This is a genomic window from Halosubterraneus shenae, from assembly GCF_050510935.1.
Classification (GTDB): Archaea; Halobacteriota; Halobacteria; order Halobacteriales; family Haloferacaceae; genus JBDGPU01.
This window is the reverse complement of sequence record NZ_JBNLVO010000003.1, coordinates 205,561-222,456: the sequence shown is the minus strand read 5'-3', so window position 1 is coordinate 222,456 and position 16,896 is coordinate 205,561. Positions and strand designations below refer to the sequence as shown.

Annotated in this window: 13 protein-coding genes and 1 pseudogene; 9 read left to right on the top strand and 5 right to left on the bottom strand. The window is 66.4% G+C overall.

The window, feature by feature from the left end; all coding sequences use genetic code 11:
* Nucleotides 1-3: 3 nt before the first annotated feature.
* The 3 genes from cdd to ACQE3M_RS07485 all read left to right on the top strand — a co-directional run bounded on the left by cdd (nucleotide 4) and on the right by ACQE3M_RS07485 (nucleotide 1,817).
* Nucleotides 4-414: a cytidine deaminase gene (gene cdd / locus ACQE3M_RS07495; protein ID WP_430504972.1), complete on the top strand. Its 411-nt coding sequence runs from the start codon at nucleotides 4-6 to the stop codon at nucleotides 412-414.
* Between the two features lie 70 nt (nucleotides 415-484).
* The gene (locus ACQE3M_RS07490; RefSeq protein ID WP_430504971.1) at nucleotides 485-973 is read left to right on the top strand and encodes a hypothetical protein; all 489 of its coding nucleotides are present in this window, start codon (nucleotides 485-487) and stop codon (nucleotides 971-973) included.
* A gap of 1 nt (nucleotide 974) precedes the next feature.
* On the top strand, nucleotides 975-1,817 hold the full coding sequence (locus ACQE3M_RS07485) for a DUF72 domain-containing protein (protein ID WP_430504970.1): 843 nt from the start codon (nucleotides 975-977) through the stop codon (nucleotides 1,815-1,817).
* A gap of 58 nt (nucleotides 1,818-1,875) precedes the next feature.
* Here ACQE3M_RS07485 and ACQE3M_RS07480 read toward each other — a convergent pair whose 3' ends face one another.
* Complete coding sequence (locus tag ACQE3M_RS07480; RefSeq protein ID WP_430504969.1) at nucleotides 1,876-3,009, bottom strand: serine hydrolase domain-containing protein; 1,134 nt, start codon at nucleotides 3,007-3,009, stop codon at nucleotides 1,876-1,878.
* Between the two features lie 131 nt (nucleotides 3,010-3,140).
* On the opposite strand from ACQE3M_RS07480, the gene ACQE3M_RS07475 reads away from it, so the two are divergent.
* The 5 genes and pseudogenes from ACQE3M_RS07475 to ACQE3M_RS07455 all read left to right on the top strand — a co-directional run bounded on the left by ACQE3M_RS07475 (nucleotide 3,141) and on the right by ACQE3M_RS07455 (nucleotide 8,442).
* Nucleotides 3,141-3,959, top strand: a complete 819-nt coding sequence (locus ACQE3M_RS07475) for a nucleoside phosphorylase (RefSeq protein ID WP_430504968.1) — start codon at nucleotides 3,141-3,143, stop codon at nucleotides 3,957-3,959.
* A gap of 114 nt (nucleotides 3,960-4,073) precedes the next feature.
* A complete protein-coding gene (locus tag ACQE3M_RS07470; protein ID WP_430504967.1) occupies nucleotides 4,074-5,255 on the top strand; it encodes an NAD(P)/FAD-dependent oxidoreductase in 1,182 nt (393 codons plus the stop codon).
* A gap of 125 nt (nucleotides 5,256-5,380) precedes the next feature.
* The gene (locus ACQE3M_RS07465) at nucleotides 5,381-5,719 is read left to right on the top strand and encodes a CBS domain-containing protein (protein WP_430505277.1); all 339 of its coding nucleotides are present in this window, start codon (nucleotides 5,381-5,383) and stop codon (nucleotides 5,717-5,719) included.
* Between the two features lie 442 nt (nucleotides 5,720-6,161).
* Nucleotides 6,162-6,968, top strand: a pseudogene (locus ACQE3M_RS07460) (sensor histidine kinase); the annotation flags it as partial.
* A gap of 301 nt (nucleotides 6,969-7,269) precedes the next feature.
* Entirely contained in the window at nucleotides 7,270-8,442 is a 1,173-nt protein-coding gene (locus ACQE3M_RS07455; RefSeq protein ID WP_430504966.1) for a sensor histidine kinase, read from the top strand.
* 45 nt (nucleotides 8,443-8,487) lie between these two features.
* On the opposite strand, the gene ACQE3M_RS07450 is transcribed toward ACQE3M_RS07455, so the two are convergent.
* On the bottom strand, nucleotides 8,488-9,021 hold the full coding sequence (locus ACQE3M_RS07450) for an Rrf2 family transcriptional regulator (protein WP_430504965.1): 534 nt from the start codon (nucleotides 9,019-9,021) through the stop codon (nucleotides 8,488-8,490).
* Nucleotides 9,022-9,584: 563 nt separating this feature from the next.
* Here ACQE3M_RS07450 and rocF point away from each other — a divergent pair.
* Entirely contained in the window at nucleotides 9,585-10,487 is a 903-nt protein-coding gene (gene rocF / locus ACQE3M_RS07445) for an arginase (protein ID WP_430504964.1), read from the top strand.
* Between the two features lie 85 nt (nucleotides 10,488-10,572).
* On the opposite strand, the gene ACQE3M_RS07440 is transcribed toward rocF, so the two are convergent.
* The 3 genes from ACQE3M_RS07440 to gyrB all read right to left on the bottom strand — a co-directional run bounded on the left by ACQE3M_RS07440 (nucleotide 10,573) and on the right by gyrB (nucleotide 16,673).
* Nucleotides 10,573-12,069 carry a sensor histidine kinase gene (locus tag ACQE3M_RS07440; RefSeq protein WP_430505276.1) on the bottom strand — a complete coding sequence of 499 codons (1,497 nt, stop codon included), beginning with the start codon at nucleotides 12,067-12,069 and terminating at the stop codon, nucleotides 10,573-10,575.
* 201 nt (nucleotides 12,070-12,270) lie between these two features.
* Entirely contained in the window at nucleotides 12,271-14,757 is a 2,487-nt protein-coding gene (gyrA, locus tag ACQE3M_RS07435) for a DNA gyrase subunit A (RefSeq protein WP_430504963.1), read from the bottom strand.
* Entirely contained in the window at nucleotides 14,757-16,673 is a 1,917-nt protein-coding gene (gyrB, locus tag ACQE3M_RS07430; protein WP_430504962.1) for a DNA topoisomerase (ATP-hydrolyzing) subunit B, read from the bottom strand. The genes gyrA and gyrB overlap by 1 nt, the downstream gene beginning before the upstream one ends.
* Nucleotides 16,674-16,896: the final 223 nt, after the last annotated feature.

Here is a 16,896-nt window from a genome sequence, read left to right as displayed (position 1 = left end):
CGTATGGATCCGCTGGTCGAACGCGCACGCGAAGCCGCCGAGAACGCCTACGTCCCGTACTCCGAGTACACCGTCGGTGCGGCCCTCCGTACGGCGGACGGGACGGTGTACGAGGGCTGTAACCTCGAGAACGCGAACTACTCCAACAGTCTCCACGCCGAGGAGGTCGCCGTCGCCGAGGCCGTCAAGAACGGCCACGAGGCGTTCGACCGCATCGCCGTGACGAGCGGCGCCCGCGACGGCGTGACGCCCTGCGGGATGTGCCGCCAGACGCTCGCGGAGTTCTGCGACGACGACCTGGTCGTCGTCTGCGACGAGGGCGACGGCGAGACCGCGGAGTACACCCTCGGCGAACTCATCCCGAACACCATCGACGTCGAGACCCTGCAGGAAGCCGGCTCCGTCGAGGACTGAGCGGCCAGGGAAGCGCCGGCTTCCCGAAACGGCGAGTAGCTTTTTCCCGACGACGCGTGCACCGTCGCACATGTCCTACGAACTCCACGAACCGCGGTTCGACGGCACCGCAACGGACCGCTGGGAGGAACCCGACTGGGAAGCGGTCGCGGGCGACGACCCGACGACGATAGCCGGGCACTTCCTGCTCTGCGAGGGCGGCTTCCCGCCGGAATCGGTCGCCGACCTCGAGCTCGCCGTCGTCGACGAGGACATGCGGCTCAACCGGAACGCGCTCGCGGACGCCCTCCACGGACCGCACAGCATCGAGACGCTGGACGTCCGCAAGGAGCTCGCCGACGCGGTCGAGGACCTCGTCCACGAGCTGCTCCGGGACGAGTTCGAGTCGATGCCGGAGACGACGGCGGGCGTCGACGAACAGCTCCTCGCCTGGCGGGAGCACGAAGCGGAACACGAACACGACGTCGAGCAGCAGGCCCGGACGGACGACGCGCGCTACCACGAGGTGAAAGGCGAGGTCGTCGAGTCCGGCGAGGAGCGCCCCGAGAAGGGCTGGTAGCATGGCCGCGGGGTCGGACCCGTCGGACGGATCGAGGAGCCCCGAGGGAGTGCGGGTCGGCACCTGTGGCTACCAGTGGTACGACCCGCCCGAGGGGTGGAAGGACGAGTACGAGAGCAAGCTCCACGCCTACTCCGCGGACCCCGCGTTCGACCTCGTCGAGCTGAACCGGACGTTCTACGAGCTCCCGCAGGTGTCGACGGCGGAGCGCTGGCGCCGCGAGGTCGTCGAGAACTTCGAGTTCGCGGTGAAAGGCTGGCAGGCGCTCACCCACGAGTGGGCGAGCCCGACGTGGAACACCCACCGCGAGGGCGTCGAGGACGACCCCGACGTCGATACGGACGAGGTCGGCTCGCTCCGGCCGAATCCGACCGTCCACGAGGCCTGGGGCCGGACGAAAGCCCGCGCGGACGCGCTCGACGCGAACGTCGTCCTCCTGCAGCTCCCGCCGAGCTTCGGCACCAATGAGGCGACCGTCGACGCGATGCGCGAGCTGCTCTCCGAAGTCGATCGCGAGGGGCTCACGGTCGCCTGGGAGCCCCGTGGCGACTGGCACGACGAACCCGACCACGTCGCCGACGTCTGCGACGACCTCGACCTCGTCCACGTCGTCGACCCACTGCGCGACGAGCCGGTGTCGGATCACCCGACCGCCTACCTCCGGCTCCACGGGCTCAACGACGAACGGTACGACTACGCGTACGACTACAGCGACGCGGAGCTGCGGGAGCTTCACGAGCGTGTCGAGGTGCTCTCGGAGAGCCACGAGACAGTGTACGTCCTGTTCAATAACGACGCGATGTACGAGAACGCGCGGCGGTTCCAGGAACTGCTGGCCGCGTAGCGGCGCGGCGACCGTGGGGCCGCTGGCCGCGTAGCGGCGCAGCGACCGTGGGCCGGGCCTACTCGAGCCCGTCCTGCAGCCTCGCGTGGAACGCCTCCTGTGCCGGGAGGTGCTCGATGTCGCCGCGGTCGTCGGGCAGGTGGAGCCACCGGAGCACGACGACGAGGTCGTGTTCGGGGTCGACGAAGACGGTGTTCTGGCCGTGGCCCAGCGCCGCGTAAGCCGACTCGGGCGCGCTCGGCCAGAGCTGCCCGTCCGTGTTGAGCCACCAGAGGAAGCCGTAGCCGTCGTAGACGTCGGAGGGTGTCGTCGACTTGCTGACCCACTCCTCAGGCAGGATCTGGTTCCCGTCCCACTCCCCGTCGTTGAGCATCAGGTGGCCGACGCGCGCGAGGTCGCGGGCGCTGATCCAGAGTCCCCCGCCCCAGTGGCCGCCGCCGGTGACGCTGCGCATCGCGGTCCCGTCGACGTCGACGACCGAGTTGTAGTAGCCGTGCCACTGCCACGTGTCGGTCGCCCCGATGGGCTGCATGATCTCCTTGCGGAGGACGGCCGGGAGCGGCCGCCCCAGCACGCGCAGCAGCGACAGCGCGAGCCGGTTGATCCGGACGTCGTTGTACTCGAAGAACGTGCCGGGCTCCTCGAGGTCGCGCGTCTCGGCCTTGTCGAGCTCCTGGCCGTCTTTCCCGACCGCGCGGTTGCGGTCGACGGCGTCCGGCTTGCCGAACAGGGTGCCCTCCCACTCGCTGGTCTGCTCGAAGAGGTGCCGCCAGGTGATCTGGCGGTTGTGCTCGCTCTCGAAGCCACCGTCGTCGACGGTCTCGCGGACTGGATCGTCGACGTCGAAGAGCCCCTTCTCGAACGCGCGGCCGCCGACCATCGAGATGAAGCTCTTCGCGACGCTGAACGTCTGGTCGACGCGGCGCGTGTCGCCCCACTCCGCGACGAGCTTCCCCTCCTTGAGGATCAGTCCGGCCGGGCCCCCGCGGCGCTCGGGGTGCGGGCCGATCTGCTCGCCGTACTCGCCCTCGCTCTCGTCCCACGGGTCCATGTTCCCGAAGTCGTAGTTGATCGTCTCGTGGCTGGTTCCGTGGGTGAGGTGGTAGTCGACCGCGTCGGCGACGGCGTCGGGATCGAGGCCGACCTCCTCGGGGTCGACCGACTCGAAGCCGTCCGCGTCGGGGAATTCCATGGCGAGGTGTCGACGGCGGGGGCTTTTATACCATGGGCTCCCGGCGAGGGCGGCTGCAAGGCCCGCTCGGGCGGTGCGGGCCCCGTCCGCTCACGACAGACCTTTCACCGAACCCGGCGAAGCCCGCAGATATGTCCGAGGACAGCGACGCTGACGAGGAGTTCCAGTATCACGTCGAACTCGCCCCCGGCGACGTCGCCGACGCCGTCCTGCTGCCCGGGAACCCGGAGCGCGTCGACAAGGTGACTGCCCTCTGGGACGAATACGACGAGGTCGCCCACCACCGCGAGTACCGGACCGCGACCGGCGAGTACGACGACACGCCCATCTCGGTCACGTCGACCGGGATCGGGTCCCCGTCGGCCGCCATCGCCGTCGAGGAGCTCGCGCGCGTCGGCGTGGACACGTTCATCCGCGTCGGCTCCTGCGGCGCCATCCAGGAGGGGATGGAGGTCGGCGACCTCGTGATCACCCGCGGCGCGGTCCGCCAGGAGGGGACCAGCGACGAGTACGTCCGCGAGGACTACCCCGCCGTCGCCGACGACGAAGTCGTTTCCGCGCTAGTCGCGGCCGCCGAGCGCCTCGGCTACGACTACCACGTCGGGCTGACGATGAGCGCGGACTCCTTTTACGCGGGCCAGGGCCGCGAGGGCTTCGAGGGCTTCGAGGCCGCCGGCTCCGACGAGCTTGTCGAGGAGCTTCGGAACGCGAACGTGAAGAACATCGAGATGGAGGCCAGCGCGATCCTCACGCTGGCAAACGTCTACGGCCTGCGCGCCGGCGCGATCTGCTCGGTGTACGCCAACCGCGTCACCGGCGAGTTCCGCACCGAGGGCGAGTCGCGCGCGGCCGAAACGGCCAGCCTCGCCGTCTCGCTGCTCGCGCGGATGGACGAAAAGAAACGCGAGGCCGGCGTCGATCACTGGCACGCCGGGCTGAGCCTCGAATAGCGGTTCTCGGGCCCCCTCCGGACCGGACGAGCGTCGTCCTGTCGGCGAGATATCCTGTCGTTCCTTGCGCGCGGTTTCGTAGCTGATTTACCCCGTGAATCCGGACCGAACCACATGACCAACGATGTCGTCGTCGTGGGCTCCGGCTACGCCGGCGCCGGGACGGTGAAGGCGTTCGAGGACGAAATCCGGGACGGCGAAGCGAACCTGACGTGGATCTCCGAACAGGACTACCACCTCGTGCTGCACGAGGTCCATCGCGTCATTCGCGACCCAGGCGTCGAGGAGAACGTCACCATCCCCGTCGACGAGATCAAATCGCCCAGCACCGACTTCCTGCAGGGTCGCGTCACGGGCGTCGACACGGACGATCAGGTCGTCGAGACCGACGACGGCACGACCGTCGACTACGACTACCTCCTGCTCGCGGTCGGCTCCTCGACCGCGTTCTTCGGCATCGACGGGCTGAAGGAGAACGCCCGCGAGCTGAAGAGCCTCCAGGACGCCCACGACATCCACGACGACGTCCGCGAGGCGGCGGCGGACGCGACGAAGTCCGACCCCGCAGAGGTGCTGATCGGTGGCGCCGGCCTCTCCGGCATCCAGACCGCCGGCGAGATCGCCGAGTACCGGGACAAGCACCGCGCGCCCATCTCGATCAAGCTCATCGAGGGCCTCGACGAGATCTTCCCGGGCAACGACCCCGAGATCCAGGGCGCGCTCCGGAAGCGCCTGGAGGACAAGGACGTCGAGATCCTCACGGGCGACTTCATCTCGGAGGCCGACGAGGAGCGGGTCTACCTCGGCGGTGGCGAGGACGAGGAACCGGAGGAGCTCCCGTACGACGTGCTCGTCTGGACCGGCGGCATCACGGGGCAGGAGGAACTCGCGAACGTCGACGTGGAGAAGGACGAGCGCTCGAACCGCGTCATCGCGGAGTCGGACTTCACCACGAGCGACGACAACGTGTTCGCCATCGGTGACACGGCCCTGGTCGACCAGGGCGAGGACGACGTCGCGCCGCCGACGGCCCAGGCCGCCTGGCAGGCCGCCGAAGTCGCCGGCGAGAACCTCGCCCGCGCTGTTCGCGGGTCGCCGCTGAAGACCTGGCGGCACGAGGACAAGGGCACCGTCATCTCGGTCGGCGACGAGGCCGTCGCCCACGACGTCGCCGGTTGCCCCATCACCACGTTCGGGGGAACGAGCGCCAAAGTGCTGAAGAAGGGCATCGCCTCTCGGTGGATCGCGAAGGTGTCGTCGGTCGGTCGCGCCGCCGGCGCCTTCGGCGACATGTAGGCTCGGTCAGTCAGTCGGTCAGCCGCTTTTCCCCGCGTGAAAACTGTGGCCAGGGCAACACCCATAACGTCCCGCATACATGTGTGGGTGTGAGTACCACAGACAATCCGACCGTCGAGGACGTGATGTCGACGCCGCTCGAAACGATTTCGAAGGACGCGACGGTGCGGGAGGCCGCCCGGAAGATGCGCCAGGAGGACATCAGCGCGCTCGTGGTCACCACCTCGCCGCGGGCGATCGTGAGCAGTACTGACGTCCTCGACGCCGTCGCCGATGGGGCCGACGCGAACGAGCTGCTCGTCTCCGACACCATGACGACCGAGGTCGAGACCGCCGCGCCAGACCTCTACATGGAGGAGGTGGCGGCGATGATGACGAACTACGGGATCAACCACCTGCCGGTCGTCGACGACGACTACGTCGGCATGATCTCCTCGACGGACGTGACGGCACAGCTCACCTGACCACGTAGCGTTTCAGAAAAGTTAAACGAAAGAACCTGTTGTTGAGGAATAATGTTATAAGAGTGCCAGTTAGACAACAGGTATGGGCAATGGTAACATGGGTGCGGTCGGGGTGGTGATAGCTGCAGGAGTGTTCGCCTTCTCCAGTTCTGCCTCGATTTTCTATGCCCTGGCGTACGATACGTCGCTGTCCGTGGACCTCATCGGACAGTGGTCGGTGGTGCTGGTCTCTCTCGGGTTTGGCGTCGTCGCGTACAACGCGTTCACGAACGTCGAATCGACGTCCGGACGAAACGTCATCGGCGTCAGTTCCGGGGTCGGCTTCGTGCTCGCGGGACTCATCTCCAGCGGCTTCTCGTACTATCAGTACGTCAGCCCAGTGGCGAACGCCACTATCGACGCAGCCCTGTTTCAGGTACTATTCGTTGCCCTCGTTGGTGGGTTCGCTGGCCTCGTCGTCGGCGTGGAGAAGACACGTCGGAGACGAGCCCGTAGCGAGCTGTCTCGGACCGTGGGACGGCTCGACTCGGCTCGCCGTGTGCCCGAAACGGACCACGGCCGGCACGAGGACTCGAACCAGCGGCTCGAGCAGTTCGCCTACGCGGCGTCTCACGACCTGCAGGAGCCGCTCCGGATGGTGACGAACTACCTCGAACTCATCGAACGACGCTACGGCGACGTGCTCGACGAGGAAGGCGAGGAGTTCCTCGAGTTCGCGGTCGACGGCGCCGACCGCATGCGGACGATGATCGACGGCCTCCTGGAGTACTCCCGGGTGGAAACCCGCGGCGAGCCCCTCGAGTCGGTCGAGCTGGATGCCGTCGTCGAGTTCGTCCTGACGGATCTCCACCTTCAGGTCGACGACTGCGACGCAACCGTCGAGGTCGGCGAGCTACCGCGGGTACGGGGAGACCCGAACCAGCTCCGACAGCTGTTCCAGAACCTGCTCTCGAACGCCCTCAAGTACAGCCACGAGTCCCCACCGGAGGTCCGGGTCACCGGTGAGCGCGACGGCGACGAGGCGGTCATCGCGGTCGCGGACGACGGCATCGGCATCGCGCCGGAGGAACAGGACCGGATATTCGAAATGTTCCAGCGATTACACAGCCGCGAGGAGTACGACGGGTCCGGCGTCGGACTCGCGCTCTGCCAGCGGATCGTCGAGCGCCACGACGGCGACATCGACGTGGACTCGGAACCCGGCGAGGGCGCGAGCTTTTACGTTACGCTTCCGGCCGCCGACGACTGAACGCGCCCGCCGCTGGTGAGTATTCTTTCGGTGCTGAGAGCGCACACCCCTCGTTGTGGACGATCAACGAGCAGTCGATCGTCCTTTCAAAAACCTGCGCCAGTACTCGGAGTCTTCGGCGAGGGGCGCGCTCGTCGTCGTTGTGGGGGCTTGCGCCTCGGAATTGCGCGTCGGCGGCGCCGTGACGACGAGGTAAAGACTGCCGCCACGACTGCTCACGGAGGAAGTCGAAGCGATGACGACGAGTTCAGCCGGCTGTTGCCGGGATCAATTACTTATTAACTGGGTGAATACCGGTGGCATGGCCAGCAGGTCAGCCGGACTGGTCGGACCAGCTATCGCTGGCGCGGTGTTCGTCCTCTCTGCCGCGATCTCGATGTATCACATCCGGGTCCACGACGCCTCGTTGCTTGCGGAGCTGCTCGGCCAGTGGTCACTGCTACTGCTCGTGGTCGTGTTCGGGGCAACGACGTACTACGCGTTCCGGCTCGTCGAATCGGACCGCAGCCGTGACGTCATCGGCATCAGGGCCGGGATCGGCTACGGGCTGGCGGGACTAGCGTCCGGCGGCTACTCCGTTCACCAGTACCTGACCCCGGAGGCGAACGTCGCCTTCGACGTGATCCTTTTCCAGGCGACGTTCGTCGGGTTGGTGGGCGCAGTGGCTGGTGCCGTCGGCGGCCTGGAGAAGGCACGGCGGGACCGGACCATGGCGGAGCTCGCGGAGACGACGCGGGAGCTCGACGCGACGCGGACGGAACTCGAGGAGAGCGTCGACCAGCTCGAGGAGTCGAACGACCGACTCGAGCAGTTCGCGTACGCCGCCTCCCACGACCTGCAGGAACCGCTCCGCATGGTTGCGAGCTACCTGCAGCTGATCGAGCAACAGTACGGCGACGAACTCGACGAGGAGGGGAAAGAGTACCTCGAATATGCGACCGACGGCACCGAGCGCATGAAGACCATGATCGAGGGGCTCCTCGACTATTCCCGGGTCGAAATGCACGGGGACCCGTTCGAACCCGTCGACCTCGGCGAGATCGTCGACGACGTCCGCGAGGATCTGCAGGTACAGATCGAGGAAGCGGACGCGACGATCGAAGTCGGGGACCTGCCTACAGTTCAAGGCGACCCGGACCAGCTCCGGCAGCTGCTCCAGAACCTGGTCTCGAACGGGATCAAGTACAGCGGCGACGAGCCGCCGCACGTCGAGGTGGTCGGCGAGACGCAGGGCGAGCACGCCGTCGTCTCCGTCAGCGACGACGGGATCGGCATCGACCCGGACGATCAGGGCCGGGTTTTCGAGGTGTTCAAGCGACTCCACACGCGGGACGAGTACGACGGCGCCGGTGTCGGACTGGCGCTCTGTGAGCGGATCGCCGAACGACACGGGGGCGAAATCACCGTCGACTCCGAACCAGGCGAGGGGACGACGTTCCACGTCCGACTTCCTGTCACGAACGGCGGGTCGTAGTCGTCTGCGGGAGAGAAGAACAGGTCGAGTCAGGAGCTAATCGCGTCAGTGCTCGGGCTCTTCGGCCGGCGCGCGCATGTCGTCGATACGCAGGATCAGCACGTTCGCGGTCTCGTCCTTGCCGTCGACGGTGCCCTCGATGAGGAGCTTCGAGAGGGGCGTCGGGCCGACGGTGACGGAGTCGCCCTCGTGGAAGTCGCGGACGGAGCCCTGGACGTGGATCTCCGCGCGGCAGAGTTCAGGATGGTGGACGCTGGAGAGGTCGATGCCCTCGATGTTGACCGACTCGACTTCCTCGCCGTTGTGCTGGAGCTTCACTTCGGCGGGCTCGTCCATGCGCTGGACGTCGAGCGCCTCGTAGGCGTTCGCGGTCGGTTTGTAGCCGCCCTTCGGGCCCGGGACGCCCTCGACCAGCTGGAGCGCCTTCAGGCTCTGCATCTGGTTCCGGATCGTGCCGGGGTTGCGGTCGACCTCGTCGGCGATAGTCTCGCCTTTCACCGCATCCTCCTGCTCACGGTACAGGTTGATAAGCGCCGTGAGGATCGTTTCCTGACTGGAGGTCAGCTCTATCGATGACATGAGCACTCTTAATGACGGAACGCGCTTAAAGGCGATGGAAGTTTTATTCGTCCGGGAATGGACAGACGATTGCTAGCGAGAACCGTGCTCGACGACGAGGAGGGGTGTCTCGACTTTGTCACTGGAAGCGCCCGTATCGCACCGGTCAGTAGCAGCTCGCCGAGACGGCAAGCGGACGAGTGTTCTTTTTAGATATAGCTTGAGCGTCCCGATCGTCGACCGATCGTCGCGCGGCGTTCACCGCGTTCGCTCGCCGGGTCGTGGTGCCGCGGACGCTGTCTCGGACGAGGGAGCGCTGCCAAGAAGCTTCGAGGAGCCCGCAGTGTCGTCCTGCGTATCCCGTGTAACCGGACGACCCGTACGACCCGACCTGTCGGCTGAAATCACGGGTCAGCAACCCGATGGTGCACTCTGCAGATTTGCTCCGAACCGGCCGGATCTTTTCGGCGTCTACAGCCGGGAGTTTCCGTATCCAGTTCAAGTTCGGCCACGTATATTAGCTCACGATCGACTCTCGCGACCAGTCCCGAACGTTCAAATCGTGCGGTCACTCACCTGTAGGCATGACCGTACGCATCATCGGCGCGCCGACGGACTACGGCGCGAACCGACGTGGCGTCGACATGGGTCCCTCCGCGATCCGATACGCGGGGCTCGCGGCGGAACTGGAAACGGCCGGCGTCGCGGCCCGCGACACGGGCGACCTGCTCGTCCCGCGGGCCGAGGAACGTGACCCGGACGCCGAGCAGCCGACGAGCGGGAAGGCGAAGTTCCTCCGCGAGACCAGCGACGTCTGCAGTCGCCTGAGCGAGGAGGTCGCCGCGACGCTGGCGGAGGGCGAGGTCCCGCTCGCGCTCGGCGGCGACCACTCCATTGCCATCGGGTCGCTCACGGGGTCGGCCCGCGACGCCGAGATCGGGACGATCTGGTTCGACGCACACGCTGACCTCAACACGCCGGAGACGACGCCCTCGGGCAACGTCCACGGGATGCCGCTCGCCGCCGCGCTTGGGCTCGGCGAGTTCGCGGACGCCGAGTGGGCCCACGCCCCGAACCTCCGCGAGGAGAACACCGTCATCGTCGGCCTCCGCAGCGCCGACAGCGCCGAGCGGGAGTACATCAAGGAGAGCGACGTCACGGCCTACACGATGTCCGACATCGACGAGCGCGGCATCGCCCCCGTCGTCGAGGAGGCGCTGGTGACCGCGAGCCGCGGCGTCGACGGCGTCCACGTCAGCCTCGACCTCGACTGGCTCGACCCCAACGAGGCCCCCGGCGTGGGGACGCCCGTCCGCGGCGGCGTCACCTATCGCGAGGCTCACTTCGCGATGGAGCTCGTCGCCGAGGCCGACGTCATGCGCTCGATGGAGCTCGTCGAGGTGAACCCGACGCTCGACCAGCACAACGAGACGGCCGGCCTCGCGACCGAGCTAGCAGCGAGCGCGTTCGGCAAGACGGTGCTGTAAGTCACTGCCTGCCCGGGAACACTACTTCGCGGGAGTTCGATACCGCTGGCTGTGCTTTCAGTGGCTGCCCCAGAGTCCGGCCTGGTTATCTCGAAGCGAACTCGACACCAGTGACCTCGAACCGTGCACCGCCCTGGGAGCTCTCCGAGAGGGTGAGATCCCAGCCGTGGGCATCGACGACTTGCTCGACGATGCGCAGCCCGAATCCCGTTCCCTTTCCGCCGGTCGAGTACCCTGATTTCAGCACGTCGTCACGCTCCTCCGGGGGGATTCCACGTCCGTCGTCCTCGATGTAAAACCCGTCTGCAAGTTCCCCCACCGTCATAGTCACGTCCTCGCCACCGTGCTCGACTGCGTTCCGAACGAGGTTCTCGAACAGCTGCTGGAGACGCCCCGGATCAGCTCGGATCTGCCGGTCGAGTTCGACCTGGAGGGTCGCGTCGCCAGTGTCGACGTTTTGCCACCAGCTCCCGCTGAAGACGGACGGATCGACTAGCTCCGTGTCTCCGACCTGCTGGCCGGCGAGCGCGAGCTCCAGCAGGTCGTCGATGAGCGTTTCCATCCTGGCGTGAGCCTCCTCCACGGTATCGAGATGCTCGCTTTCACACTCCTCCAGTGCGAGTTCCAGTCGCCCCTGGGCGACGTTAAGCGGATTCCGGAGGTCGTGAGACACGATCGAGGCGAACTCCTCCAGCTGCTCGTTTTTCCGCTGGAGCCGTTCGTTGGCTCGATGTCGCTGGAGTTCGTAGCCGACCCAGCGGCTCATCAGATCGACGAGCGTCACCTCCCATGTGGAGAACTGTCCGGGTCGTGGTTCCGTATCGTAAAAGCAGAAGGTACCGTACACGTCGTCGTCGATCGTGACTGGGGCGCCGATGTAACAGGAGATGCCCCATTCAGTGTACCCCCTTCGGTCGGTTTCCGCCGGCGCATCGCGTTCGACGTCACCGAGAACCAGCGTTTGCTCCGAGCTCGCGGCGATCTCGCAGTTCGTCGCCGTGACCGGTACCACGTCCCCCGCTCGAATCCCGTCGTCTTCGGGGGCGACGATCTTAAATACGTAATCCTCTCCCCGGATCTCCGAGAGCGTTCCGTACTCCGTGCCGAGTTCCGCTCGACCCAGTTCGAGGAGCGCCTGTACCTGCTCTTCGAAGGTCTGATCCCGGGTCGAAATGATGGTGTGCATCTCCCGGAGGACGTCCTCGCGTCTCCGTCGGTCCGTGATGTCCTGGACGAGCGCGTCGAAACACCGCTCTTCCCCGGTGTCGACGACCCGAGCAGTAACTGACACCCAGAGCGTGTCGCCGTTTAGCGTCGTCACCTTCAACTCCTCGTTGTGGACCTGCCCCTCCTCGGAGAGCGCAGTGAGGAGGTTCTCCCGCGTCGCCGGGTCCTGATAGAACTCCCCGACGTCTCGGGACAGCACGTCCGCCTGTGAGTCACCGCCGACCATCTCGACGAACGTTGCATTCACCGACCTGAACTCGCCGCTCACGGTCGTGCGGACGTACCCGATCGGGAGCGTCTCGATGAGCTGCTTGTATTGGCGAAGGTCCGGGTCGTGTGAATTCGCGTCGGTAATATCAAATCACTCGCAACCACACCATGGGGTTCGGTAACGTAAATGGGTTTCACCCGTCTCCCTGTATGTCGGACCCCTTCGTTTCGGTCTCCGGGAGTGGTCGCGCTACGACGTCCGCTTAAAAAGCTCCGACTCCGTCACTGCCGACGCCGACTTCACACCACCGGCGACCGCGACGGCTTACTGCTCGTCGGCGACGGCTTACTCCTCGTCGCCGTCGCCGTCGCCGTCGTCGGATTCGGACAGGTCGGACGGGATGATGTCGATGCAGGACACCTCGTCGTCGCCCTCGATGTCCATCACGATGACGCCCATCGTGTTGCGGCTAACCTTCGAGATCTCCTCGACGCGAGTCCGCATGATCTGGCCGCCGGCGCTCATCGCGACGAGGTGGTCGTCGTAGGTGACCGTCTCCAGCCCGACGACCTCGCCGTTGCGGCTCCCCGTCTTGATGTCGATGAGCCCCTTCCCGTTGCGGGACTGGACGCGGTACTCGTCGAGGTCCGAGCGCTTGCCGTAGCCGTTCTCGGTGACGGTGAGGACCCAGTTGTGCTGATCCTCGTCGATGGCGGCGAGGCCGGCGACGCGGTCCCCGCCCTGGAGGTCGATGCCGCGCACGCCGCGGGCCGTCCGGCCCATCGGGCGGACCTCGTCCTCCTCGAATCGAATGGACATGCCGTTCCTGGTGCCGATGACGAGGTCGTAGTCGCCGTCCGTGACCTCGACGTCGACGAGTTCGTCGCCGTCCTCGAGGCGGATGGCGCGGATCCCCGTCGAGCGGATGTTCTCGAACTCGTCGACGGCGGTCCGCTTGATGTACCCGTCCCGGGTAACCATCGTGAGCAGCTCGTCGTCGGCCATGTCGTCGGTGTTGACGACGGCCTGGATCTCCTCGCCGTCGTCGAGGTCAAGGATGTTGACCGCGGACTTGCCGCGGGCCGTCCGCGACATCTCCGGGATCTGGTAGGCCTTCAGCTGGTAGATCTGGCCCTGGTTCGTGAACGCGAGGAGGTAGTCGTGCGTGTTCGCGACGAACACGCTGTTGACGCGGTCGTCCTCCTTGAGATCGGTGCCGATGATCCCCTTGCCGCCGCGCTTCTGGGCGCTGAAGGCGTCCAGCGTCATCCGCTTGATGTAGTCGTCCTCGCTCATCACGACGACGCACTCCTCCTCCGGGATGAGGTCCTCGTGGGTGACGGAGCCGGTGTCCTCGATGAAGGAGGTCCGCCGCTCGTCGGCGTACTCCTCCTTGATCTCGAGCAGCTCCTTTTTGATCACGGCGTCGAGCTCGTCGACGTCGGCGAGGATCTCCTGGAGGCGCTCGATGCGGGCCGTCACGTCCTCGTACTCGGACTCGATCTCCTGGGCCTCCATCGAGGTCAGGGAGCCGAGCTGCATCCGGACGATGTGGGCGGCCTGCTCCTCGGAGAAGTCGAACTCCTCCTGGAGGGCGGCGCGGGCCGCGTCGCGGTCCTCGGAGTCCTGGATGAGGTCGACGACCTCGTCGGCGCTCTCGAGGGCCTTCAGCCGGCCCTCGAGGATGTGTGCGCGGTCCTGCTTCTCCTCGAGCTCGTACTGCGAGCGGCGACGCACGACCTCGCGGCGGTGCTCGAGGTAGTGGGAGAGCGTCTCCTTGAGGTCGAGCACCTGCGGCGAGCCGTCGACGAGCGCGAGGTTGATGACGCCGAACGTGCGCTCGAGGTGGCTCTCCAGCAGCTGGTTCTTGACGACCTCGGGCATCGCGTCGCGCTTGAGCTCGATGACGACGCGGATGCCGTCGCGGTCGGACTCGTCGCGCAGGTCGCGGATGCCCTCGATGGCGCCCTCGTTGACGTCCTCGGCGATGCGCTCGACCATCCGGGCCTTGTTCTGCTGGAAGGGGAGCTCCGTGATGACGATGCGGTCCTCCTCGGGGAGGACCTCGAACTCGGCGCGGACGCGGAGCCGGCCCCGGCCCGTCTTGTACGCCTTGTGGACGGCGTTGCGCCCGACGATGTTGGCGCCGGTCGGGAAGTCGGGCCCCTCGACGTGTTCCATCAGGTCCTCGACGGTCGGGTCCTCGCTCTCGATGAGCTCGACCGTCGCGTCAATGACCTCGCCCAGGTTGTGCGGCGGGATGTTCGTCGACATCCCGACCGCGATACCCGACGATCCGTTGACGAGCAGGTTCGGGAACGCGGAGGGGAGCACCTCCGGCTCCGTGAGGCGGTCGTCGTAGTTGGACTGGAAGTCGACCGTGTCCATCTCGATGTCCGCCATGAGCTCCTCGGCGATGGGGGCCATGCGGGCCTCGGTGTACCGCATCGCGGCCGGCGGGTCGCCGTCGACGGAGCCGAAGTTCCCCTGGCCGTCGACGAGGGGGTACCGCATCGAGAAGTCCTGGGCCATCCGCGCGAGCGTGTCGTAGATGGCGCTGTCCCCGTGGGGGTGGTAGTCACCCATCGTCTCGCCGACGATGGAGGAGGACTTCCGGTGGGAGGAGTTGCTCGTGACGCCCGCCTCGTGCATCGCGTAGAGGATGCGGCGGTGAACGGGCTTGAGCCCGTCGCGGACGTCCGGGAGCGCGCGACCCGCGATGACGCTCATCGCGTAGTCGATGTACGACTGCTCCATCTCGTCCTCGATGCGGGCGTTCTCGATCTGCGCGGCGGCGATCTCGGTGTCGTCGGAGGGTGCTTCCGAACTCATTAGATGTCAACCCATTCTGCTTCGGTGGCGTGTTCCTTGATGAACTGTTTGCGCGGCTCGACGGCGTCGCCCATCAGGACGTTGAACATCTTATCGGCCGCGGCGGCGTCGTCGATGGTGATCCGTTTGAGGTGGCGGTTCTCCGGGTTCATCGTCGTCTCCCAGAGCTGGTCGGGGTTCATCTCGCCGAGCCCCTTGAACCGCTGGACCTGCGTCGGGTTGCCGTCACAGACTTCCTCGACGATGCGGTCCCGCTCCTCCTCGGTCATCGCGTCGTAGGTCTCGCCGCGGTAGCGGACCCGGTAGAGCGGTGGTTGCGCCGCGTAGACGTAGCCGGACTCGATGAGCGGCTTCATGTGGCGGTAGAGGAGGGTGAGAAGCAGCGTCCGGATGTGCGCGCCGTCGACGTCGGCGTCGGTCATCAGGATGATCTTCTCGTAGCGGCACTCCTCGATGTCGAACTCCTCGCCGATGCCGGTGCCGATGGCGGTGATCAGCGACCGGATCTCGTCGTTCTCGAGGATGCGGTCGAGGCGGTGCTTCTCGACGTTGAGGATCTTCCCCTTGATGGGGAGGATGGCCTGGTTCTCGCGGTCGCGACCCTGCTTGGCACTGCCGCCGGCGGAGTCGCCCTCGACGACGAACAGCTCGGCCTCGCTCGGCTTCTTCGTCTGGCAGTCGGCGAGCTTGCCGGGCAGCGCCGTCGACTCCAGGGCGGACTTCCGGCGCGTCAGCTCCTCGGCCTTCTTCGCGGCCTTGCGGGCGCGGGCGGCCTCGGCGGCCTTGTGGACGACCTTGCGGGCCGTCCCGGGGTTCTCCTCGAAGAACGTGCCGAGCTGCTCGTTGGTCGCGGACTCGACGATGCCGCGGACCTCGGAGTTGCCGAGCTTCGTCTTCGTCTGGCCCTCGAACTGCGGGTCGGGGTGTTTGACGGAGATGACCGCGGTGAGCCCCTCACGCACGTCCTCGCCCTTGAGGTTGCCCTCGAGGTCGCTGATGAGGTCGTGCTCGTTGGCGTAGTCGTTGACCGTCCGCGTCAGCGCGGTCTTGAACCCGGTGAGGTGCGTGCCGCCCTCGCGGGTGTTGATGTTGTTCGCGAAGGCGTGGACGGAGCCCTGCAGCTCCTCGGTCGCCTGCATGGCGACCTCGACCTGGATGTCGTCCTCCTCGCCCTCGAAGTAGATGACCTCGTCGTGGATCGGCGAGCGGTTCTCGTTGAGGTACTCGACGAACTCCTTGATACCGCCCTCGTAGAGGAACGTGTCGGCCTCGTCGGACCGCTCGTCGGCGAGCGTGATCTCGACGCCGGAGTTGAGGAAGGCGAGCTCGCGCAGGCGGTTCGCGAGGGTGTCGTACTCGAAGTCCGTCGTCTCGAAGATCTCCTCGTCGGGCCAGAAGCGGATCTGCGTGCCCGTCTCCTCGTCCGGCTCCATGTCGCGGACGCGCTGGAAGGCCCCCTCCTGGGGCTCGCCCGTGACGAACTCGTGTTCGTAGACGCCGCCGTTGCGCTTGACCTCGACCTCGAGGCGGTGCGAGAGCGCGTTGACGACGGAGACGCCGACGCCGTGCAGGCCGCCCGAGACCTGGTAGGACTTGGCGTCGAACTTCCCGCCGGCGTGGAGGACGGTCATGATGACCTCGAGGGCGGGGCGGTCGTACTCCTCGTGGGTCTCGACCGGGATCCCGCGGCCGTCGTCGCTGACGCTCACGGAGTTGTCGTCGTGGATCGTTACCTCGATATCGTCACAGTAGCCCGCGAGCGCCTCGTCGATGGAGTTGTCGACGACCTCGTAGACGAGATGGTGGAGTCCACGGCCGTCCGTGGATCCGATATACATCGCGGGACGTTTGCGTACGGCCTGCAGACCCTCTAGAACCTGGATCTGCCCGGCTCCGTACTCACTGTCCTCTGGCATAGAACTTGCTTACCCTAATCGGTCACCCTTCATAAAGGCCCCGCACGCGCGTGCGTGCGAAAATTTTACTTATAAATAGCGGGGTGGTGCGCCGGTCGCGCACCACCGCGGGAGTCGGCGCGGGCGGCGTGATGGTGGGGGCAAGCAGCGAATCCGGCCCTGTCGGCGGACCGATCGAGCTCGCGCGCGGTCGTCGGCCTCCGCCGACCGCGGGAGCACGGGC

What these genes read in the sequence shown, in the direction of transcription:
- rocF (WP_430504964.1), top strand. Translation starts at nt 9,585, where the DNA reads ATGACCGTACGCATCATCGGCGCGCCGACGGACTACGGCGCGAACCGA.
- ACQE3M_RS07475 (WP_430504968.1), top strand. Translation starts at nt 3,141, where the DNA reads ATGTCCGAGGACAGCGACGCTGACGAGGAGTTCCAGTATCACGTCGAA.
- gyrB (WP_430504962.1), bottom strand. Translation starts at nt 16,673, where the DNA reads ATGCCAGAGGACAGTGAGTACGGAGCCGGGCAGATCCAGGTTCTAGAG.
- ACQE3M_RS07485 (WP_430504970.1), top strand. Translation starts at nt 975, where the DNA reads ATGGCCGCGGGGTCGGACCCGTCGGACGGATCGAGGAGCCCCGAGGGA.
- ACQE3M_RS07490 (WP_430504971.1), top strand. Translation starts at nt 485, where the DNA reads ATGTCCTACGAACTCCACGAACCGCGGTTCGACGGCACCGCAACGGAC.
- ACQE3M_RS07470 (WP_430504967.1), top strand. Translation starts at nt 4,074, where the DNA reads ATGACCAACGATGTCGTCGTCGTGGGCTCCGGCTACGCCGGCGCCGGG.
- ACQE3M_RS07465 (WP_430505277.1), top strand. Translation starts at nt 5,381, where the DNA reads ATGTCGACGCCGCTCGAAACGATTTCGAAGGACGCGACGGTGCGGGAG.
- ACQE3M_RS07480 (WP_430504969.1), bottom strand. Translation starts at nt 3,009, where the DNA reads ATGGAATTCCCCGACGCGGACGGCTTCGAGTCGGTCGACCCCGAGGAG.
- cdd (WP_430504972.1), top strand. Translation starts at nt 4, where the DNA reads ATGGATCCGCTGGTCGAACGCGCACGCGAAGCCGCCGAGAACGCCTAC.
- gyrA (WP_430504963.1), bottom strand. Translation starts at nt 14,757, where the DNA reads ATGAGTTCGGAAGCACCCTCCGACGACACCGAGATCGCCGCCGCGCAG.
- ACQE3M_RS07450 (WP_430504965.1), bottom strand. Translation starts at nt 9,021, where the DNA reads ATGTCATCGATAGAGCTGACCTCCAGTCAGGAAACGATCCTCACGGCG.
- ACQE3M_RS07455 (WP_430504966.1), top strand. Translation starts at nt 7,270, where the DNA reads ATGGCCAGCAGGTCAGCCGGACTGGTCGGACCAGCTATCGCTGGCGCG.